We start from the raw sequence: 20,264 nt of genomic DNA, 5'->3' as shown, positions 1-20,264 counted from the left end.
CCATGGGTCCGGCCGACGAACCTGCGGAACTGCTCCGTCTCCTCGCCGACGACGCCCGATTGAAGGTGTTCGCCGCGCTGGTCCTGGAGGCTCATCTCAGCTCCGAGATCGCCGATCGGGCCGGGCTGCCGCTGCGGGACACGATCAAGGTGCTGGCCCGGCTGGAGTCCGTCGGTCTGGCCGCGCGGGCCGGCGACGGCTGGCATGCGTGCCCCGAGGCGCTGGCCCAGGCCGCGGCCGGCATGGGCGAGGAGCCGGACGACGCGTTCGCCGACCGCGGCCCGGCCGAGGCGGCCGTGTTGCGCACCTACCTCACGCGGGGCCGGGTCCGGCAGTTGCCGGTACAGCGGGCCAAGCGGCTGGTCGTGCTGGATCACGTCGCGGGCAGCTTCGAGCCCGGTGTGCGCTACGACGAGGCCGAGATCGAGGAGACGCTGCGCCGGTTCATGGACGACCATGCCGCCCTGCGCAGGCACCTCGTGGACGAGGGCTTCCTGGGCCGCGAGGGCGGGATGTACTGGCGTACGGGCGGGTCGTTCGTGGTCTGAACGACCCGCCGAGGTGCGCCGGGCACTAGCGGACCGGCGCCCGGTTCATGTCGATGCCGCCGTTGTCCGTGCGGACGTCGATCACGCGGTTCGAGCGCGTGTCGTTGCCGATCTCGTTGCGCACCCCGCCGTTGTCGGTCGCGGTGGACACTCGATAGCTGTTCTCGTCGTCCGGAACGCTGATCCGGACCCCGCCGTTGTCGGTGCGCACCTTCACGTTGGTGGGCGGGGTGTCGAAGCGCAGCCGGACGCCGCCGTTGTCCGTTTGCACGGAGACCCGCTCGGCGCTGACCCGGGACACGCCGATGCCACCGTTGTCGGTGCTCAGGCTCAGATTTCCGGCACTGTCGTCGATGTCGATGTGCCCGTTGTTGGTGGCGAACTCCATGTCCTGGCGCAGCCCGCTCGCGTTGATCGAGCCGTTGTCCGTGGAGACCTTGAGCGGGATGTCGAGCGGGATCCTGATCTTGTACGACCCGCCGCAGCCGACGCCCATGAAGCTCGGGCAGTTCAGCCGCAGCTTGAGCCGGTTGCCCTCCAGCGTCCAGCTCGGGTCGGGGCCGTTGACGCTGTCGGTGATCCGTCGGTCCACGGTGATCTTCCCCGGCTCGCCCCGTTCGAGGGTGACCCCGCCGTTGTCGGTGTCGATGACCAGGTTGGTGGACCCGATGGTGAACACCTTCGTGGCGTGCACATCGTGGGCGGAGAGCAGGGTGATCCCGGTCCACGCCGCCAGCAGGATCCCTCCGAGGGTGAACACCCCACCGAAGAAGATCAGTGACGTCCGTAGCGGCCTTTTCATGACACTCTCCCCGACAGGTGATCCGAAGCTGCCCAAACTGTATGAGCGGCCGACCGGGGGACGGCATCCGGCGGTCACCCGAACCGGAGGTAGGGCTGGCCCCCCTGAGCGGACCGTGACCGACCGGTGGTGCGGGTGTTCGGCGTCTACTGAACCCGGGCAGTGTCAGAGCCGTTCCCCTGTGCGAGGGTCGTGCTTTCCCCTCGGGCCCCGACTGCTTAGGAGAGCCGCTTCATGTTCGACACCGTCTCCGGCCTGCCCCTCCACGTCCTGGTCGTGCACTTGGCGGTGGTCGTCGTGCCGGCGGCGGCGATCGCGAGCGTGCTCGTGGCGGTTCGTCGTCCGTGGCTGCTGCGCGCCGGGTGGTGGGTGGTCGGCCTGGACGCCGTCGCCGCGCTGACCACCTTCGTCGCGAAGGAGAGCGGCGAGAAACTGCTCGCCCGGCTGGACCGGCTCACCGAGGGCCAACGGGCCGCCGCGGTACAGACCCACGTGGATCGGGGCGCGGACATGCTCTGGTACACGCTCGGCCTGTTCGGCATCACGCTCGTGCTGCTGCTGGTCGCGCGGCACCGGGCCGCCGCGACCTTCCGGCCGCGGACGATACCGCCGATCGTGGTTCCGATCGTGGCCGTGCTGACCGTGGTGGCCGCGGTGTTCGCGGTCGTCCAGGTGGTGCGGGTGGGCGAATCCGGATCCAAGGCGGTCTGGCACGACACGGTCGAGAACAGCCTCGCGGCACCGCGCTGACCCGAACCGGTACCGGCCGTCAGTCGCCCTCGTCGCGCTCGCGGGTGCTCAGCAACCGGCGCAGCGAGTACAGCCGGGCCGGGTCCGCGTGGCCGGCCTCGACCCACGCGTCGAGTGCGCAGTCCGGTTCGTCGTGCGAACACGCGCGCGGACACTCCTCCGTGCCGGCGGCGAGGTCGGGGAAGGCGTTGATCACCCGGCTGAGGTCGACGTGGTTGAGGCCGAACGAGCGCACCCCCGGGGTGTCCACGACCCAGCCCTGGTCCTCGCCCGCCTCGAAGACCGGCAGCCGCAGGGTCAGCGCCGACGTGGTGGTGTGCCGGCCACGGCCGGTCACCTCGTTGACGTGGCCGACCGCCCGCTGGTGGTCCGGCACCAACTCGTTGACCAGGGTGGTCTTGCCGACGCCGCTGTGTCCGACGAAGACGGTGATCTTCCCGGCCAGGCGGGCGCGGATCGGGTCGAGGTCCCAGTTCGACTCGCTCCTGGTGACCACGTACTCGACGCCGAGCGCGCCGTACATCTCCAACAGGTCGTCGGGCGAGGCGAGATCGGCCTTGGTCAGCACGAGCAGCGGCTCCAGGCCCGCGTCGTAGGCGGCGACCAGGCAGCGGTCGATCAGCCGCGGACGCGGCTCGGGATCGGCCAGCGCGGTGACGATCGCGAGCTGGTCGGCGTTGGCCACGATGATCCGCTCGTACGGGTCGTCGTCGTCCGCGGTGCGGCGCAGCGTGCTGCGGCGCTCCTCGACCCGGACGATCCGGGCCAGCGAGCCGTCCTCGCCGCTGAGGTCGCCGACGATGGCGACCCGATCGCCGACCACGACGCCCTTGCGGCCCAGTTCGCGGGCCTTCATCGCGGTGATCGAGCGGTCCGGGGCGTCCTCGTCCTCCAACAGGCACGTGTACCGGCCGCGGTCGACGGTCAGCACACGACCCTCGCGGGCGTCCTCGTGCTTGGGTCGGGTCCTGGTGCGCGGACGCGAACCGCGCTTGCCCGGACGGATCCGGATGTCGTCCTCGTCCAGGTCCTTGCGTCGGTTGGAGCCGAGTCCCGCCATCGTCCCGGGCCCCTCAGCCGCGTCGCGCGGTCAGCATGCGCGTCCACAGGCCGGTGAAGTCGGGCAGGGTCTTCGCGGTGGTCTCCACGTTCTCCACTTCCACGCCCGGGACCAGCAGGCCCAGTACGGCGGCGGCGGTGGCCAGCCGGTGGTCGTCGTAGGTGTGGAACACCCCGCCGTGCAGCGGACGCGGCCGGATCTCCAGGCCGTCCTCGATCTCGTTCACGTCGCCGCCGAGGTCGTTGATCTCCTTGACCAGCGCGGCCAGCCGGTCGGTCTCGTGCAGCCGCAGGTGGGCCACGCCGGTCAGCCGGCTGGGGCCGTCGGCCAGGGCCGCGACCGCCGCGATTACCGGGGTCAACTCGCCCACGTCGTGCAGGTCCGCCTCGATGCCGTGCACCGCACCGCCCCCGGTCAGGGTCAGGCCGGCCGGGGTGAGCGCGCACGAGCCGCCCATCGCGGTGAAGATCGAGCGCAACCGGTCACCGGGCTGCGTGGTGTACTCCGGCCAGTCCCGCACGGTCACCGAACCGCCGGTGACCAGCGCGGCGGCCAGGAACGGGCCGGCGTTGGACAGGTCCGGCTCGACCACCATGTCGCGGCCGAGCAGCGCGCCCGGGGCGACCCGCCACACGTTCGGCTCGGCGTCGTCCACCCGGGCACCGGCCGCCCGCAGCATGTCCACGGTCATCGCGATGTGCGTCATCGACGGCACCGAACCGCCGGTGTGCCGGACCTCGACGCCGAGGTTGAAGCGCGGCCCGGACAGCAGCAGCGCGCTGACGAACTGCGACGAGGAGGACGCGTCGATGTGCACCACGCCGCCCTCGACCCCGCCGCCGCCGAGCACGGTCATCGGCAGTCGGGCCTCGCCCTCGTCGTCGATCCGGGTGCCCAGGTCGCGCAGCGCGTTGATCACGCCGTCCAGCGGGCGCTCGTACGAGCGCGGGTCGCCGTCGAAGCGCACCGGCCCCTCGGCGAGCGCGGCCACCGGCGGCAGGAAGCGCATCACGGTGCCCGCGTTGCCGCAGTCCACCGTCGCGGGGCCGGTCAGCCCGCCGGGCAGCACGTACCAGTCCGCGCCGCGGTCCTCGATCACCACACCGAGCGCACGCAGGCCGGCCACCATCAGCAGCGAGTCGCGGCTGCGCAGCGGGCGGCGGACATAGCCGGGGCCGTCGGCGAGCGCGGCCAGCACGAGGGCGCGGTTGGTCACCGACTTGGACCCGGGCACCTCGACGGTGGCGGTCACGGGAGCGGGGGCGACAGGGGCAGACCACAACGCAGACATCACGTCCCAAGCCTAGTCGTTCGCGGCCCCCGCCCCGATTGGCTTTCCGTACGTGGCACCCTGGACGCCATGTGTGGCCGGTATGCGTCCAGCAAGAGTCCCGATGACCTCGTCGAGATCTTCGAGGTCGATCGGTTCGACCCCGCGGACGAGCTCCCTCCCGACTGGAACATCGCGCCGACCAAGCAGGTGTACGCCGTCCTGGAACGCCCGGTCGAGTCCGGCGGCGCGCCCGCCCGGCAACTGCGTCCGGTCAAGTGGGGCCTGGTGCCGTCCTGGGCCAAGGATCCCGGCATGGGCGCCAAGATGATCAACGCACGGTCGGAGACCGTGCACGAGAAGCCGGCCTACCGCAAGGCGTTCGCCGCCCGGCGGTGTCTGCTGCCGGCCGACGGCTACTTCGAATGGCACACCCCGGAGACCGCGCCGGACGGCCCCAAGGGCGCCTCGCGCAAGCAGCCGTACTGGATCCACCCGGCGGACGGCGCCGAGGTGGCCTTCGCCGGGCTGTACGAATGGTGGCGCGACCGCAGCCGGGCCGACGACGACCCGCTCGGCTGGTTGTGGACCTGCACGATCCTCACCCTGGACGCCGATCCCGAGCTGGCCCGGATCCACCACCGGATGCCGCTGGTGCTGACCCGGGACAAGTGGGACGGGTGGCTGGACCCGGCGTGGACCGAGCCCGAGGAGGTCCGCGGGCTGCTGGTGCCCCCGCCCACCGGGTTCATGACGGCGCATCCGGTCTCGACGGACGTCAACAACGTCCGCAACAACGCACCGCACCTGCTCGAAGCGATCCCCGAGGACGAGGTCACCGTTGACGCGACGCTCTTCTGATCGAGCCGCCGAGGCTGACCGAGCCGCCGAAACCGACCGGGTCGGCCCGGTCGACGGGGCTGCCGCGGACCCGGCGGGCGCCGCGGTGGGGCCGGATGCCGCCGCCGGGCCGCCGGAGGTGTTCGAGGTGGCGACGCCGGTCGGCGTCGCGCGGGTGACCCTGCGGCGCGCGACGACGGTGCCGGCCCGGGCGTGGTTCGTGGCGAGCCACGGCGCGGGCGGCGGGATCGAGGCGCGCGACCTGGCCGCGCTCGCCGCGGCGCTGCCCGCGCGCGGCGTGCATGTCGCCCTGGTCGAGCAGCCGTGGCGGGTGGCCGGTCGGCGACTGGCCCCCGCGCCCAAGACCCTGGACGCGGGCTGGCTTCCGGTGCTCGCCGAGATCGCCGGGCGCAACCCGCAGGGTCTGCCGGTGTTCGGGTCCGGCCGCAGCGCCGGCGCCCGGGTCGCGTGCCGCACCGCGGGTGAGACGGAAGTGGCGGGTGTGGTCGCGCTGGCCTTCCCGCTGCATCCACCCGGACGGCCGGAGCGTTCGCGCTTGGCTGAACTGCTCGGCGCCGGCGTGCCGACCCTGGTCGTCCAGGGCGAGCGGGACACCTTCGGCGGGCCGGACGAGTTTCCGGCGGACGGTCCGACCGTGCTGCGGGTGCCGTTCGCGGACCACGGATTCGCCGTCCCCAAACGCGCCGAGATCACCCAGGAAGCGGCGTTGGCCCTGATCACAGCGGGTGTCGGCGATTGGCTGGTGGCCGCGAGCACACGGGAATGATCCGTCTCGGCGACGTGTTCCCCCAACTGTCAAGCGTCGACGAGTGGAGGTCGCTCCCATGCTCAAGGCCGCCGGTTCGGTTGTCCGAAACGAGGCACCGTTTCTCGCCTGGCCCGAGTGGGGTGCGGGCACCGATCAGCCTCGGGCGATATCGTCGACTCCTGGCTTGAAGGAGGTGGGTCTCGTACCGGAGACCTTGGAGCAGCAAGACGCGCGGTTCGAGCGGGACGCCCTGCCGTTCCTCGATCAGTTGTATTCGGCGGCGCTGCGGATGACCCGCAACCCGGCGGATGCCGAGGACCTGGTCCAGGAGACGTTCGCCAAGGCGTACGCGTCGTTCCACCAGTTCAAAGAGGGCACCAACCTCAAGGCCTGGCTGTATCGCATCCTGACCAACACCTTCATCAACTCCTACCGCAAGAAGCAGCGGCAGCCGCTGGAATCGCATGCGGAGGAGATCGAGGACTGGCAGCTGCACCGCGCCGAGTCGCACATGTCCACCGGACTGCGCTCGGCGGAGGCGCAGGCGCTCGACCACCTGCCCGACTCCGACGTGAAGACGGCTCTGCAGGCGATCCCGGAGGAGTTCCGGATCGCGGTGTATCTCGCCGACGTCGAGGGCTTCGCGTACAAGGAGATCGCGGACATCATGGGTACTCCCATCGGGACCGTGATGTCGCGCCTGCACCGCGGGCGGCGCCAGCTTCGCGATCTGCTGGCCGACTACGCACGTGAGCGCGGCCTCGTCCCCGCAGGCACCGACCGGAAAGGCTCGGACTCATGAGCTGCGGTGACCACCACGAGGTGGATTGCTCCGAGATCCTCGGGCACCTGTACGAGTACATCGACAACGAGCTGGCGGACGCGGACTGCACCAGCATCCGCACGCACCTCGACGAATGCTCCCCGTGCCTGGACAAGTACGGCCTGGAGCAGCAGGTGAAGGAGCTGGTGCACCGCTGCTGCGGGCGCGACGAGGTCCCCTCGGAGCTGCGCAACAAGGTGCTGGAGCGGATCAAACTGGTGCGCGTCGAGGTGGACGCGCAGCGGGTCTCGGTCGAGGAGAGCGTGGTCGAGATAGAGCGCCCGGGTCGCACCTGAGGCGATCGGTGGGGCCCGCGTCGATCCGCCGGTGCCTCGGTCGTCGGTGCCTCGATCGCCGGGCCGAATCGCCGGGCCGATGCGAACGCCGCGCCGACGTCGGCGGGCTGCCGACCCGAACGAGCTGAAGCAGGGGCGCATGCTGGGACGAACCCGGCATGCGCCCCTTCGTCGTTCCCGGCGCGGCCTGTTCTCGGTGGCCCGAGCGGCCGGCGTCGCTATGCGCGGGCGACCCCTGTCCGGCGGGACGGCCGCCGCGGACGGTTTCCCGTGATTGGATTTCGGGCGGGGCGCCATCGCGCCCGCGGTACGCGCTTCGCAACGGCCCGACCCGGGCCCGAAGGAGGAACGACGATGGCCGAACAGGTCCTGGCGGAGATGGTGGCCAACGTGGCCAAGGTCGTCGCCCACGAGGGGGACACGGTCGAGGCCGGCAGCACCCTGGTCATCCTGGAGTCGATGAAGATGGAGATCCCGGTCCTCAACGAGTTTCCGGGCACCATCGCACGCATCACCGTCGCCGAGGGCGACGTGATCCAGGAGGGCGACCCGATCGCGGTGATCGAGTAGCAGCCCGGCGAAGCGCCCTGCCGGGGTGGCTGCGTCGGCCCGACCGCGGGGGTCAGATCGACGTGAGCACGCCGTGCTCGACGCATTTGGCGGTCCAGCCGCGCGGGGTCACCTGAACGGTCATCCGTCGCCGGCACCGACCGCAATAGCGGGGTGGTTCCAGTTCGCGGCGCCGCACACAGTCGTCGTGCGCGGCGCCGGCAAGCTGTTCGCCGCAGTGGTCGCAGAAGGCTGCATCGGTGGTCACGGCCGTAGATTACGGCCTGCGCCACGGGCTGCCGGTGTCGGGCGCGGCACCTAGACCTGCGGGGCCTCGCTCAGGTCCTTGAGGTAGCAGATCAGTTCCACCTCGGGCACCGGCCACCAGTCGCGCTCGGGTGCGCGGTGGAAGCCCATCCGCGCGTAGAGCCGGTGTGCGGCGCGCATGTCCCACACGGTGGAGATCGCGACGGCGGTGAAGTGGTATTTGCGGGCCCGCTCCAGGCACGCCTCCACCAGCGCCTCGCCGATGCCGCGACCGCGGGCGGCCGGGCTGACCGCGAGCATCCGGAACTCGCCCTCGCCCTCCCGGGAGACCTCCGCGTACGCACTGCCGGGCAGCACGAACGCCACGGTGCCCAGGATCTCGCCGCTGCTCTCGTCCACGGCCACGAGCAGTTCGGAGTTCTCCGCCCGGTGCGCGGCCTTGCGCAGATCGTTGACGTACTCCTGGTCGGCGGCGACGAGGCCCGCGTAGCCCGCGACGGTCACGTCTCCCACCGCTTCGTACTCCTCCGCACGGGCCTGGCGGATGCGGACGCCGGCCGGTGCGGGGTGGTGGTCGTGCGCTCGGGCCGCGGCGGCGGAAGGGGGAGGACTCATAGCCGTCCAGTTTACGCGGTGAATCACACGCCCATGGTCGTGCGCGGATAGACCGCCTCCGGATCGGTGAGCACGTTCAGCAGGTACGGCACGCCGGAGTCGAACGCCCGACGCAGTGCCGGGCCGATCCGCTCGGAGCGGGTGATCGTCTCGCCCGCGCCGCCCAGGGCGCGCACCACGTCGTCGTAGCGGGTGCCCGGGGTCAGGTCGGCGGCCACGTCGTGCCCGTACAACATGCGCATCGGGTGCTTCTCCAGTGCCCAGCAGCCGTTGTTGCCGACGATCAGCACCACCGGCAGGCGGTGTCGGACCAGGGTGTCCACGTCCATCAGCGAGAAGCCCGCCGCGCCGTCCCCGAGCAGCAGCACGACCTGCGCCGCGGGGCGGGCCAGCCGGGCGCCCAGCGCGTAGCCCAGGCCGGTGCCCAGGCAGCCGTACGGGCCCGCGTCGAGCCAGCCGCCCGGGCGGGCGGGTTCGATGTACTTGCCCGCGAAGGAGACGAAGTCGCCGCCGTCGCCGATCACCACGGCGTCCTCGTCGAGCCGGCGGAGCAACTCGCCGTGCACCCGCGCCGGATGGATCGGCCGGCCGGGGCTACCCAGAAGCGGTGCGTCGGACTGCGCGGCGGTGCGTGCCGCGTCGCGCACGTGCGCGGCCCAGATCCGGTACATGCCGACCCGACCGACCCGCTCCCACGCGGCGGTCAGCGCGTCGAACAGCGCGGTCAGGTCCGCGGCGAGCGTCATCGCGCAGTGCGCGTGCGCGGTCGGCCCCGCGGGTGCGTCGGTCAGGTGCACCACGCGGGCGGGGGCTCCGCCGCCCCGGCCGCCGAAACTGCCGTAACCCAAGCGGAAGTCCAGCGGCGCGCCCGCGACCAGCACCAGGTCGGCGCCGCCGAGGGCGGTCAGCCGGGCCCGACCGGCGAGCAGCGGGTGGCCGGCGGGCAACACGCCGCGGCCCATCCCGTTGGCCACCACCGGTATCCCCATGGTCTCGGCGGCCCGGCGTGCGGCGTGCTCGGCGCCGCCGATCCACACGTCCTGGCCGAGCACCAGCACCGGTCGTGCCGCGCGGGCGAGCAGGTCGGCGACCTCGGCGACCGGATCCGGGTCCGGGAGCACCGGCACCGGTGGCGTCGGATCCGGCAGCGACACCTCGGCGCGGTCGTAGAGCACGTCCATCGGCACGTCCAGGAAGACCGGACCCCGGTGCGGACTGTTCGCCAGGGTCAGCGCGGCGTCCACCTCGGCGGTGATCCGGTCGGTGTCGTGCACGGTCGCCGCACGCTTGGTGATCGGCGCCAGCAACGGCGGATGGTCGAGCTCCTGGAGCGCCCCCGAGCCCCAGCGGAACGCGGGTGCACGTCCGCCCAGCACCAGCATCGGCGAGCCGTTGAACCAGGCGGTGGCCACCGCGCTGATCCCGTTGGTGACGCCGGGACCCGCGGTCAGCACGGCCAGGCCGGGCCGGCGGGTGAGCTTGGCGGTCGCCTCGGCGGCGAACACAGCGGTCTGCTCGTGTCGTACGTCCACCACCCGCATCGGCGGCGCGGCGCCGGCCGCGGCGTCGTAGAGCGGGAGGACGTGTCCGCCCGAGAGCGTGAACATCGTGTCGATGCCGTGCGCCCGGGCGGCGGCGACGGCCAGCGTGCCACCGTGCCCCTCGACCGTGCGGTCGGCGTGGTCTCGTTCCTCGGCCCCTCGTCGTGTGCGCATGCCCGACCTCCGTCGCCGTGGACACGGCGGGCCCCGTGCCGCAGGGAAACCTATCCGCGTGCGCTACCGGTCAGTAAGAGGCGAACCGCCGACGGCCCCGGATCGTGCGGCCGTCGGCGGGTCGGGGCGGCCTTCGCCGCGCCGGCACTACAACGTCTGGTTGAGCGCCTTGACCGGCATGCTCAGTTCCTTGAGCAGCTCCAGGTCGGCGTCCGCGGCGCGACCCAGGGTGGTGAGGTAGTTGCCGACGATCACCGCGTTGATCCCGCCGAGCAGGCCCTCGCGGGTGCCCAGGTCGCCGAGCGCGATCTCCCGGCCGCCCGCGTAGCGCAGGATGGTCCGGGGGAGGGCGAGCCGGAAGGCGCCGATGATCTTGAGCGCCTCGCGCGGCTCCAGCACCTCCTGGTCGGCGAACGGGGTGCCCGGGCGCGGGTTGAGGAAGTTCAGCGGCACCTCGTCCGGCTCCAGCTCGGCCAACTGACCGGCGAACTCGGCGCGCTGTTCGGCGGACTCGCCCATGCCGACGATGCCGCCGCAGCACACCTCCATGCCTGCCGCGCGCACCATCCGCAGGGTGTCCCAGCGCTCCTCCCACGTGTGCGTGGTGACCACGTTGGTGAAGTACGACCTGGCCGTCTCCAGGTTGTGGTTGTAGCGGTGGATGCCCATGTCGGCGAGCTCGTCGACCTGCTCCTGGGTGAGCATGCCCAGCGACGCGGCGATGTTGATGTCGACGGCCGCGCGGATCGCCGCGACGCCCTCGCGCATCTGCTTCATCAGGCGCTCGTCCGGGCCGCGCACCGCGGCCACGATGCAGAACTCGGTGGCGCCGGTCGCGGCGGTCTCCTTGGCGGCCTCCACCAGCGAGGGGATGTCCAGCCACGCGGCGCGCACGGGGGAGGGGAACAGACCCGACTGGGAGCAGAAGTGGCAGTCCTCGGGGCAGCCGCCGGTCTTGACCGACACGATGCCCTCGACCTCGACCTCGGGCCCGCAGTGCCGGACCCGGACCTCGTGGGCGAGTTGGAGCAGCTCTTCGAGGCGGTCGTCCGGAAGTTCGAGCACGGCCAGCACCTGATCGGCGCTCAGGCCCTCGCCCCGGTCGAGGACTTGGCGCCGGGCCACGGCCAGGATGTCGTCGTTCACGGTCTGCGTACGGTCACTGTCGAGGGTTTCCGTCATGTCGCTCACCTTGCGGTCGGATCCTGTATGGCGCGGAACGCGGCCGGGTCGAAGGTACCGCCCAGCGCCGGCGACAAACTCGCGCGGGCGGTGAGCAGGAAGTCGGCGGGGTGCAGCGAGGCCGCGCCGGCGGGCAGCACACCGGCCAGCGGCCGGGCGGCGAGGGTCTCCAGATCCCGGACGTTGCACCGCATCGCCAGGTCGGGCTCGGCGGGCCAGGAACCGATCACCACGCCGACCAGATCCACACCCCGATGGGCCATCGACTCCAGGGTGAGCGCGGTGTGGTTGAGCGTGCCCAGGTCGGGCCGGGCCACCACCAGCGCGCCGGCCTTCAGCTCGTGGGCGAGGTCGGCGATCGTGGTGCCCTCGTCGTCGAAGCGCACGAGCAGGCCGCCCGCGCCCTCGACGACGACCAGGTCGGTCTCCTTGGCGAGCGCGCGGACCCGGTCGGCGACGCCGTACAGGTCCACCGGCGGCAGGCCGGAGACCCGGGAGGCGGCGGCGGGGGAGAGCGGGTCGGGATAGCGCGAGTACTCGTGCAGATCGGTCACCCCGGCCAGGCGCCGCACCTCGGCGAGGTCGCCCGCCTCGTTCGGCCCCACGCCCGTCTGCGAGGCCTTGACCACGGCCACCGTGCCGCCCCGCACCGCCGCGATCGCCGCGACGGCCGCCGTGACGATCGTCTTGCCCACCCCGGTGTCGGTACCGGTCACCACGAGAACGCTCATGGCGTGAGCCTAGGGCCTGTCCTCCATCGCACGCCGAGCACCGCGACGCCGGGCATCCGCCCTGCGGGCCCGGCTCGGCGAGGCGGCGTGACCGCCGTACGGGCGGCCCGGTGCACGGGCTGTGGGAGCGAACGGCGATCGGCCGGACGGCCCGGGTGGAACCGGGCCGTCCGGCCGATGGCATGCGCACGGGCGAGGTGCCCGGTCTCACTCCTGCGGGCGGCGCAACCGGGCGACGAACTTGTACCGATCCCCCCGGTACACGGAACGGACCCACTCGACCGGCTCGCCGTCGGTGTCGAAGCTGTGTCGGGACAGCAGCAACAGCGGCAGACCCACGTCGGTGCCCAGCAGCCCCGCCTCACGCGGGGTGGCCATCGCGGTCTCGATCGTCTCCTCGGCCTCGGCCAGGTGCACGTCGAAGCCGGCGGACAGGGCCCGGTAGAGCGAGTTGTGCTTGGCCAGGTGCTTGCGCAGACCCGGGAAACGTTTGGTGGACAGGTGCGTGGTCTCGATCGCCATCGGCTCCGAGTTGGCCAGCCGCAGGCGCTCTATCCGCAGCACCCGGTTGCCGGGCCGGATCGCCAGCCGCTCCGCGAGGTGGTCGTCGCACGTGATGTAGCCGATCTCGATCAGCCGAGAGGTCGGCTCCAGGCCCTGGGCCTGCATGTCCTCGGTATAGGAGGTCAGCTGGAGGCTCTGCGCGACCTTCGGCTTGGCCACGAAGGTGCCCCGGCCCTGGGCGCGCTCCAGCCGGCCCTCGATGACCAGTTCCTGAAGGGCCTGTCGCACCGTGGTGCGGGAGATGTCGAACTGCGCCGCGAGGGTGCGTTCCGGCGGCACGGGTGTGCCTGGTGGCTGGGTGTTCGTCAGCTCCTGAAGATGGCGCTTGAGGCGGTAGTACTTCGGCACGCGCGCGCTCGGCTCGAGGCCGGGGTCGCCTCCTGCCGTCACACTGTCCGCCGCGGTTGTGATCGCGTGTTCCGCCGTCACCGGTGCCCTCCTGACACGTTCGGTCCCCATCGTGGCACGACCACCGATCCCCCCAGGACCAGGAGTGCGGATGTCGGTCCGATAACGGCGCGGGTTCGCCGTCTACGGAACCTTGACACCCCAATTGGTCTATGCCAACCTCCGAAATGGTCTAAACCATTGATGGTCACCGCGCAACCCTCGTCCCTGGTGCGTCAGTGTTTTCCCATTCGAGTCCCCTCCCCAGTGGGGGACTCGGTCGATCCGCGCACCACACGGATCCGACGGGGGACATCGGCAACTCCATACCGAACTGCGGTGCCCGACATCCTGAGGAGGATGTAGTGAAGCGTCGTCTTCTCGTCGCGGCCGGTGTCGCGGCGGCGCTGACCGGTGTTGCCGCTTGTGGATCCGACAGCAGCGATGACAAAAAGGACAACAAGCCGGCGGCTTCCAACGCGCCGGCCGCGGCCAACGGCAAGACCGTTCGGGTCTGGCTGATGAAGGGTTCCGCACCCGACGACTACATCGCCGCGCTCAAGGCGAAGTTCGAGACGGACCACCCGGGCGCCAAGCTGGACGTGCAGATCCAGCAGTGGAACGGCATCGGCCAGAAGATCACCGGTGCGCTCGCCAGCAACGACGCCCCCGACGTGGTCGAGGCCGGCAACACCCAGATCGCCCAGTACGGCGCCTCGGGCGGTCTGAAGGACCTCAGCTCCAAGGTCACCGAGCTCGGCGGCAAGGACTGGCTGACCGGCCTGTCCGAGCCCGGCAAGGTCGACGGCAAGACCTACGGCATCCCGTTCTACGCCGCCAACCGCGTCGTGATCTACAACAAGGAACTCTTCGCCAAGGCCGGTGTGCAGCCGCCGAAGACCCGCGCCGAGTGGATCGAGACCACCAAGAAGCTCAACACCGGCGACCAACAGGGCATCTACCTGCCGGGGCAGAACTGGTACTTCTACGCGGGCCTGCTCAAGGACGAGGGCGCGGACATCGCGACCAAGTCCGGCAGCGCGTGGAAGGCCAACCTGGACGGCGCGCCGGCCACCGCAGCGTCCGCCTTCTACAAGGAGCTCCAGGCGCTCGGCAAGGCCGCCAAGGACGGCGACGAGAAGACCCAGCCCGAGGTCGTCGCGGCCGACGGCGGCAAGATCGCCCAGTTCATCGCCGTTCCGGCCGAGGCCGAGACGATCATCAAGTCGAACCCGGCCCTGAAGGACAAGTTCGGCTTCTTCCCGATCCCGGGCAAGGACGCGAGCAAGGCCGGTGCCGCGCTGACCGGCGGTTCCGACCTGATGGTCCCCGAGGCGTCGAAGAACCAGGACCTGGCCTACGACGTCATCAAGCTGATCAACAGCGACGAGTGGCAGACCAAGCTCGCGCAGGCGACCAAGCAGCTCCCGAACAAGACCACCCTCGCCGGCGCCGTCACGGCCGACCCGGGCGGCGCGGCGATGATGGAGGGCGCGAAGAACGGCTTCGCCACCCCCAACTCGCCGAACTGGGCCTCGGTCGAGGACAACAACCCGATCAAGGCGTATCTGACCAAGGTGATGACCGGCAACGACCCGGCCGCGGCCGGCAAGGAAGCCAACGCGTCGATCGAGAAGACGCTGAACACCAAGAACTGACCTGACGCGTGCACCCGAACCGCCGAGCGGATCGGGTGAAGCGCAGTCGGGCCGAACGGTCGGTTCCCGCCGCGGGGCACTCCCCCGGGGCGGGACCGGCCCGGCCCACCCGGCGCGGCCCGCCGGCGGACCCCCGTCGCCGGCTCCGCGCTCTCGCCACGTCCCGCCACCGGGCCGGACGGGCCGGAGACCCCCGACACCGAACAACGGGAAGGCAGCTGTGTCAGCCTCCAAGGCAGATGCGGTGGTCGCGACACCTACGCAGCCCCCGCGCAACCAGGCGCCCTCCGGCGCCAGACGCGCAACGAAGCCCCCACGCAAGCCGTCGGGGATCGTCAAGTCGGTCACCCCATACCTTCTTGTCGCGCCCGCGATCCTCGGGATCGTCTTCCTGCTGTTCTATCCGGTGGTCCGGAACGTCATGTTGTCGTTCCAGCATTACCGCTTCAAGCAGCTGATCTCACGATCGGCCGACTACGTCGGCTGGGAGAACTACCAGGAGATCCTCAAGGACAGCGAATTCTGGGAAGTCACCCGCCGTACGTTCTACTTCACCGCGGTCAACGTCGTGGCGATCATGGTGATCTCCACACTGTGCGCGCTGATGCTGATGAAGCTCGGCAAGTCCATGCGCATCGTGGTGCTGATCGGTCTGGTCGCCGCCTGGGCGACGCCGGTCATCGCCGCGACCACGATCTTCAAGTGGCTCTTCCGCTCCGACAACGGCGTGGTCAACTGGGCGCTGGTCAAGCTCGGCTTCGACTACGAGGGCTACACGTGGTTCGGGCACGCCGGATCCACCCTGACGGTGGTCACCCTGCTCATCGTGTGGCAGTCGATCCCCTTCGCGACGCTGACCCTGTACGCCGGTCTGACCACGGTCTCCACCGACATCTACGAGTCGGCCCGCCTCGACGGCGCGGGCCCGGTGCGGATCTTCAGCTCGATCACCTTCCCGATCCTGCGCCCGATCTTCGCGCTGGTGGCCTCGCTCGAAGTGATCTGGATCTTCAAGTCCTTCGCCCAGATCTGGGCGATCGCGGGTGAGAACGGTCCGATCAACGAGGTGCGCACGCTGCCCGTGTACGCCTACCAGCAGGGCATGTCGGCCAAATTGTTCGACATGGCCGGGGCGATCTCCACGATCACCGTGGTGATCCTCGCCGTAATGCTCGTCTTCTACTTCCGTCAGATGTTCAAGCAGGAACGGGAGGCCGACAAGTGAAGGCGCGCACCCTGAAGCGGATTCCGCTCAACATCGCGGCGCTGCTGGTATTCGCCGTGTCGATCTTCCCGGTCTACTGGATGATCCTCACCGCGTTCAAGCCGGCCAAGGACATCCAGTCGGCAACGCCGAAATTCCTGCCCAGCTCGATCTCGTTCCACAACTTCGACACCGCGACCAGCGAACCGCACTTCTGGGACTACTGGCGCAACAGCCTGTTGGTCGCGGGCGTGGGCGTGCTCCTGGCCCTGATCGTCGCGTGCTTCGCCGCGTTCGCGGTGGCCCGGATGCAGTGGAAGGGCCGGGCGCCCTTCATCCTGATGGTGTTCATCGCGCAGATGGCGCCGTGGGAAGCGCTGATGATCCCGATGTACCTGATCGCGCGCGACAACGACCTGCTCGACTCGCTGCCGATGCTCACCGCGATCTACTTCGTGATGACGCTGCCGTTCTCGATCGTGACCCTGCGCGGCTTCCTCGGCGGCATTCCGGTCGAGCTGGAAGAGGCCGCACGGGTGGACGGCTGTTCGCGGTTCACCGCGTTCCGCAAGATCGTCTTCCCGCTGCTGGCCCCGGGTCTGCTGTCCACGTCACTGTTCGGCTTCATCACCGCGTGGAACGAGTTCGCGTTCGCCAACGCGCTGCTGCTGAACAAGCCGGAGCAGCGCACGCTGCCGACCTGGCTCAACTCGTTCAGCAACGGAATCACCATCGACTGGGGCGCCATCATGGCCGCCTCCACCCTGTTCATGCTTCCGGTTCTTGCGATTTTCCTGGTCCTGCAGGGCAAGGTCACCGGCGGTCTCACCTCCGGCGCGGTAAAGGGCTGATCGACCATGTCCGAACGTCTCGAGCGCCTTGCGCTCGCCGTCCTGCAGCCCGGGTTCGACGGCCTGACCGCGCCCGGGTGGCTGCGGCACCACATCGCCGGCGGACTGGGTTCGGTGGGCCTGTTCGGTCGCAACATCGCGACCCCCGAGCAGGTCACCGCACTGACCGAGGAACTGCGCCGGGAGAACCCCGACCTCGTCGTCGCGATCGACGAGGAGGGCGGCGACGTCACCCGCATCCACGTGAACACCGGCAGCCGTTGGCCGGGCAACCTGGCGCTCGGCGTGGTGGACGACACCGCGACCACCGAGGCGGTCGCCCGCGGGCTGGGCCGTGAGCTGGCCGCGTGTGGCGTCAACCTCAACTGGGCGCCGTCGGCCGACGTCAACTCCAACCCGGACAACCCGATCATCGGCGTGCGGTCCTTCGGGTCCGACCCCGAGCTGGTCGCCCGGCATACCGCCGCGTACGTGACCGGCCTGCAGGCCGCCGGCGTGGCCGCGTGCGTCAAGCACTTCCCCGGGCACGGCGACACCGCGATGGACTCGCACCACGGGCTGCCGCGCGTGGACGCCTCGCGCGAGACGCTGGCCGCGCGCGAGCTGGTCCCGTTCCACGCGAGCATCGCGGCGGGCAGCAAGGCGATCATGAGCGCGCACATCGTGCTGCCCGCCTACGACACCGAGCTTCCCGCGACGTTGTCCCGCAAGATCATGACCGGGCTGCTGCGCGAGGAACTGGGCTACACCGGCCTGATCGTCACCGACGCGATCGAGATGGGCGCGATAGCCGACACCTACGGCATCGCCGACGGCACCGTGCGTGCGATCGCGGCCGGTGTCGACGCGGTGTGCGTGGGCGGCGGGCTGTGCGACGAGGAGACCGTGCTGCACCTGCGCGACGCGCTGGTGAACGCGGTCCGCGAGGGCCGGCTCGCCGAGGAGCGCCTGGTCGACGCGGCCACCCGGGTCCACGAGCTGGCCACGTGGGCCAAGGTCGGCGCGGCCGAACCGGTCGACTACGCGCTCGGCCTGGACGCGGCCCGCCGCGCGGTGCGGGTGACCGGCACGGTGACGCCGATCAGCACCCCCGCACACGTGGTCGAGTTGTCGCCCACCGCCAACATCGCGGTCGGCGAGCAGACCCCGTGGGGTATCGCCCCGGTCCTGACCGAGGCCCTGCCCGGCACCACCGTCACCCGGGCCCGGACGGCCGAGCCGCAGCTGATCGACGAGGTGCTGCGCGCGGCGACCGACCGCCCCCTGATCCTGGTGGTCCGCAACCTGGACCACCACGAGTGGGCCGGCGAAATCGTGGCGAGCCTGCTCGCCGCGCGGCCGGACGCCGTCGTGGTCGAGATGGGCATCCCCGGAGCTGCCACTCCGGGCACCGCCCACCTCGCCACGCACGGCGCCGCCACGGTCTGCGGCATCGCCGCCGCCGAGATCCTGACCGGCCGCCGGCTGGGCTGACGGCCCGGATCGACCCGGAGCGTCGACAGGCACGATGCGTCCGGACGCTGTGAACCCGTTCGACACGATGCGTCCGGACGCCGTGAACCGGCGCGACACCGGGGGGCCGGAGACTGGGGCCGGGCTCCGGGAGCCCGACATCGGGAGTCGGCGGCCAGGGGCTGGGTAGACGGAGCCTGGGTGGGGAGCCCGGGTACCAGGCGAGGCCGGGAACCGAGGGCCTGCGTGTCCCGCGTGGATTGTCCGAGCCGTCCGGGTTGCCCGGCTGAGCGAAGCCTCCGGCACCTCGAAAAATACTGCAAGCACTCACGCACCACAGCTGGCAACCACCGCAAAGCACCACATGAAACCAACGGAAGGCCGCACCATGTCCGCCACCGACGACCGTGACGCCCTGGGACCCGACCGGGGCACCATCATGTCCGCCGAGATGGCGGAGCAGCCTGCCGTCCTGCGCCGGATCCTGGCCGAGGGCGCTCCGACGATCCGGGCCATCGCGGCCGAGATCGCCGCGCGCAACCCGCGCTTCGTGCTGCTGACGGCGCGCGGCACCAGCGACAACGCGGCGCTGTACGCGAAGTACCTGATCGAGGTGCTGCTGGGCAAGCCGGCCGGGCTCACCTCGATGTCCACGACCACCGCCTACGGCGCAAAGCCGGACCTGACCGACTGCCTGGTGATCACGGTCTCCCAGTCGGGCGGCTCGCCCGACCTGGTCGCCTCCACCGAGGCGGCCCGCAAGGCCGGCGCGATCACCCTCGCGGTGACCAACAACCCGGACTCGGCCCTGGCCGCCGTCTCCGAGTTCCACATCGACGTGCTCGCCGGCCCGGAGAAGGCGCTGCCGGCGACGAAGACGTACACCGCGGAACTGCTCGCGCTGTACCTGTTCGTCGAGGGCCTGCGCGGCGGCGACACCTCGCCGGCCGACCTGCTGCCCACGCTGGCCCAGGACGTCCTGGACCGCCGGCACGAGGTCGCCGAACTGGCCCAGCGCTACCGCTTCGCGCAGCGCCTGGTGATCACCTCGCGCGGCTACGGCTACCCGACGGCGCGGGAGGCCGCGCTCAAGATCATGGAGACCAGCTACATCCCGGCCCAGCCCTTCTCCGGCGCGGACCTGCTGCACGGGCCGCTGGCCATGGTCGACAACGTCAGCCCGGTGATCGCGGTCGTCCCCGACGGCAAGGGCGGCGACGCGCTCCAGCCGGTCCTGGAGCGTCTGCGCGGCCGCGGTGCGGACCTGATGGTGATCGGTACGGCCGACCAGGTCGGCCGGGCCTCGGCCGGCTTCGTCCTCCCCGGGGGCGTGGCCGAGGAGGTCCAGCCGATCCTGGAGATCATCCCCCTCCAACTGCTGGCCTACGAGGTCACCATGGCCCGAGGCCTCGACCCGGACGCCCCCCGTGCGCTCGCCAAGGTGACGGAGACCCACTGAGTTCGTGGCCGCATGGCCCTGATGGGTTCGGTGGGTGTGGTTGCGAGGTGGGTGGCTCGGGTTGTTCACCCACCCGCTCCACCGTGGCGTTCGGTGCGGAGGTTGGGGTTTCAGGGGCTTCGAGGGGGCCTGCTCCGGCCCGGCGGCGCCCGGCGTGGCGGCGATTCCGCCGCCGCGCTTGGGTCAGGACCTCGGCCAGGATCCTGTGGCCTGTTCGATGCCGAGGGCGCTTGCTCGTTGGACTGCGGTGCGGGTGATGGCGAAGACGGCGCCCTCGATGGCGGCGGCGAGGAGGATTTCCGGCCAGCCCTGGTCGCGTTCCCAGGCGTCGGGTGGGTTGTCCCGGCCGGTGAGGGTCGTCCATGCCCGGTCGACGAGCTTCCCGGCGAGCAGGCCCGCGCCGATTCCGGCGAGGAGGCCGAGCGGGCGATAGGGCAGCGCTTTGGCGGTCTTGTTCATGTCCTGCGGCTGC

Annotated in this window: 22 protein-coding genes; 12 read left to right on the top strand and 10 right to left on the bottom strand. The window is 70.9% G+C overall.

Features of this window, described 5'->3' with window-relative positions:
• Nucleotides 1-2: 2 nt before the first annotated feature.
• Nucleotides 3-548, top strand: coding sequence for a DUF2087 domain-containing protein (locus tag ACIBM5_RS02475; protein ID WP_391585169.1), 546 nt, complete (start codon nucleotides 3-5; stop codon nucleotides 546-548).
• 25 nt (nucleotides 549-573) lie between these two features.
• Here ACIBM5_RS02475 and ACIBM5_RS02470 read toward each other — a convergent pair whose 3' ends face one another.
• Nucleotides 574-1,350 (bottom strand): DUF4097 family beta strand repeat-containing protein, encoded by a 777-nt coding sequence (locus ACIBM5_RS02470; protein WP_396004979.1) that lies wholly within the window; start codon nucleotides 1,348-1,350, stop codon nucleotides 574-576.
• Between the two features lie 234 nt (nucleotides 1,351-1,584).
• On the opposite strand from ACIBM5_RS02470, the gene ACIBM5_RS02465 reads away from it, so the two are divergent.
• On the top strand, nucleotides 1,585-2,100 hold the full coding sequence (locus ACIBM5_RS02465; protein WP_396004978.1) for a DUF2231 domain-containing protein: 516 nt from the start codon (nucleotides 1,585-1,587) through the stop codon (nucleotides 2,098-2,100).
• A 19-nt stretch (nucleotides 2,101-2,119) separates the two neighbouring features.
• Here ACIBM5_RS02465 and rsgA read toward each other — a convergent pair whose 3' ends face one another.
• A complete protein-coding gene (gene rsgA / locus ACIBM5_RS02460; protein WP_391585166.1) occupies nucleotides 2,120-3,160 on the bottom strand; it encodes a ribosome small subunit-dependent GTPase A in 1,041 nt (346 codons plus the stop codon).
• A gap of 13 nt (nucleotides 3,161-3,173) precedes the next feature.
• The gene (gene aroA, locus ACIBM5_RS02455; protein ID WP_396005111.1) at nucleotides 3,174-4,451 is read right to left on the bottom strand and encodes a 3-phosphoshikimate 1-carboxyvinyltransferase; all 1,278 of its coding nucleotides are present in this window, start codon (nucleotides 4,449-4,451) and stop codon (nucleotides 3,174-3,176) included.
• 69 nt (nucleotides 4,452-4,520) lie between these two features.
• Here aroA and ACIBM5_RS02450 point away from each other — a divergent pair, with 69 nt between their 5' ends.
• The 5 genes from ACIBM5_RS02450 to ACIBM5_RS02430 all read left to right on the top strand — a co-directional run bounded on the left by ACIBM5_RS02450 (nucleotide 4,521) and on the right by ACIBM5_RS02430 (nucleotide 7,728).
• Nucleotides 4,521-5,291: an SOS response-associated peptidase gene (locus ACIBM5_RS02450; protein ID WP_396004977.1), complete on the top strand. Its 771-nt coding sequence runs from the start codon at nucleotides 4,521-4,523 to the stop codon at nucleotides 5,289-5,291.
• 118 nt (nucleotides 5,292-5,409) lie between these two features.
• Nucleotides 5,410-6,057 (top strand): alpha/beta family hydrolase, encoded by a 648-nt coding sequence (locus ACIBM5_RS02445; RefSeq protein ID WP_396005110.1) that lies wholly within the window; start codon nucleotides 5,410-5,412, stop codon nucleotides 6,055-6,057.
• 148 nt (nucleotides 6,058-6,205) lie between these two features.
• Nucleotides 6,206-6,841, top strand: coding sequence for a sigma-70 family RNA polymerase sigma factor (locus ACIBM5_RS02440; RefSeq protein WP_063744985.1), 636 nt, complete (start codon nucleotides 6,206-6,208; stop codon nucleotides 6,839-6,841).
• On the top strand, nucleotides 6,838-7,158 hold the full coding sequence (rsrA, locus tag ACIBM5_RS02435; protein ID WP_391585164.1) for a mycothiol system anti-sigma-R factor: 321 nt from the start codon (nucleotides 6,838-6,840) through the stop codon (nucleotides 7,156-7,158). Before ACIBM5_RS02440 ends, rsrA begins: the two co-directional genes overlap by 4 nt.
• A gap of 354 nt (nucleotides 7,159-7,512) precedes the next feature.
• Entirely contained in the window at nucleotides 7,513-7,728 is a 216-nt protein-coding gene (locus ACIBM5_RS02430) for a biotin/lipoyl-binding carrier protein (protein WP_355535427.1), read from the top strand.
• A gap of 52 nt (nucleotides 7,729-7,780) precedes the next feature.
• Here the strand turns inward: ACIBM5_RS02430 and ACIBM5_RS02425 are convergent, their stop codons facing one another.
• The 6 genes from ACIBM5_RS02425 to ACIBM5_RS02400 all read right to left on the bottom strand — a co-directional run bounded on the left by ACIBM5_RS02425 (nucleotide 7,781) and on the right by ACIBM5_RS02400 (nucleotide 13,210).
• Nucleotides 7,781-7,975 carry a hypothetical protein gene (locus ACIBM5_RS02425; protein WP_020557291.1) on the bottom strand — a complete coding sequence of 65 codons (195 nt, stop codon included), beginning with the start codon at nucleotides 7,973-7,975 and terminating at the stop codon, nucleotides 7,781-7,783.
• Nucleotides 7,976-8,025: 50 nt separating this feature from the next.
• Entirely contained in the window at nucleotides 8,026-8,589 is a 564-nt protein-coding gene (locus tag ACIBM5_RS02420) for a GNAT family N-acetyltransferase (protein WP_396004976.1), read from the bottom strand.
• 23 nt (nucleotides 8,590-8,612) lie between these two features.
• Entirely contained in the window at nucleotides 8,613-10,304 is a 1,692-nt protein-coding gene (locus ACIBM5_RS02415) for an acetolactate synthase (RefSeq protein ID WP_396004975.1), read from the bottom strand.
• A gap of 147 nt (nucleotides 10,305-10,451) precedes the next feature.
• Nucleotides 10,452-11,486, bottom strand: coding sequence for a biotin synthase BioB (gene bioB / locus ACIBM5_RS02410; protein ID WP_396004974.1), 1,035 nt, complete (start codon nucleotides 11,484-11,486; stop codon nucleotides 10,452-10,454).
• Between the two features lie 5 nt (nucleotides 11,487-11,491).
• Nucleotides 11,492-12,217: a dethiobiotin synthase gene (bioD, locus tag ACIBM5_RS02405; RefSeq protein WP_391585160.1), complete on the bottom strand. Its 726-nt coding sequence runs from the start codon at nucleotides 12,215-12,217 to the stop codon at nucleotides 11,492-11,494.
• 207 nt (nucleotides 12,218-12,424) lie between these two features.
• Entirely contained in the window at nucleotides 12,425-13,210 is a 786-nt protein-coding gene (locus tag ACIBM5_RS02400; RefSeq protein ID WP_391585159.1) for a GntR family transcriptional regulator, read from the bottom strand.
• A gap of 323 nt (nucleotides 13,211-13,533) precedes the next feature.
• On the opposite strand from ACIBM5_RS02400, the gene ACIBM5_RS02395 reads away from it, so the two are divergent.
• From ACIBM5_RS02395 to ACIBM5_RS02375, 5 genes are all read left to right on the top strand, one after another.
• Nucleotides 13,534-14,826 carry an extracellular solute-binding protein gene (locus ACIBM5_RS02395; protein ID WP_396004973.1) on the top strand — a complete coding sequence of 431 codons (1,293 nt, stop codon included), beginning with the start codon at nucleotides 13,534-13,536 and terminating at the stop codon, nucleotides 14,824-14,826.
• 220 nt (nucleotides 14,827-15,046) lie between these two features.
• A complete protein-coding gene (locus ACIBM5_RS02390) occupies nucleotides 15,047-16,051 on the top strand; it encodes a carbohydrate ABC transporter permease (protein WP_391585157.1) in 1,005 nt (334 codons plus the stop codon).
• Nucleotides 16,048-16,881 (top strand): carbohydrate ABC transporter permease, encoded by an 834-nt coding sequence (locus tag ACIBM5_RS02385; protein ID WP_391585156.1) that lies wholly within the window; start codon nucleotides 16,048-16,050, stop codon nucleotides 16,879-16,881. Before ACIBM5_RS02390 ends, ACIBM5_RS02385 begins: the two co-directional genes overlap by 4 nt.
• Nucleotides 16,882-16,887: 6 nt before the next feature.
• Nucleotides 16,888-18,354: a glycoside hydrolase family 3 protein gene (locus tag ACIBM5_RS02380; protein WP_396004972.1), complete on the top strand. Its 1,467-nt coding sequence runs from the start codon at nucleotides 16,888-16,890 to the stop codon at nucleotides 18,352-18,354.
• 367 nt (nucleotides 18,355-18,721) lie between these two features.
• A complete protein-coding gene (locus ACIBM5_RS02375) occupies nucleotides 18,722-19,792 on the top strand; it encodes an SIS domain-containing protein (RefSeq protein WP_396004971.1) in 1,071 nt (356 codons plus the stop codon).
• A gap of 183 nt (nucleotides 19,793-19,975) precedes the next feature.
• Here the strand turns inward: ACIBM5_RS02375 and ACIBM5_RS02370 are convergent, their stop codons facing one another.
• Complete coding sequence (locus tag ACIBM5_RS02370; protein WP_396004970.1) at nucleotides 19,976-20,251, bottom strand: DUF4235 domain-containing protein; 276 nt, start codon at nucleotides 20,249-20,251, stop codon at nucleotides 19,976-19,978.
• Nucleotides 20,252-20,264 lie beyond the last annotated feature (13 nt).

It is taken from the genome of Embleya sp. NPDC050493, assembly GCF_044458105.1.
Taxonomy (GTDB): domain Bacteria; phylum Actinomycetota; class Actinomycetes; order Streptomycetales; family Streptomycetaceae; genus Embleya.
The sequence above is the reverse complement of the archived record's forward strand: the minus strand, read 5'-3'. Positions and strand labels throughout refer to the sequence as shown.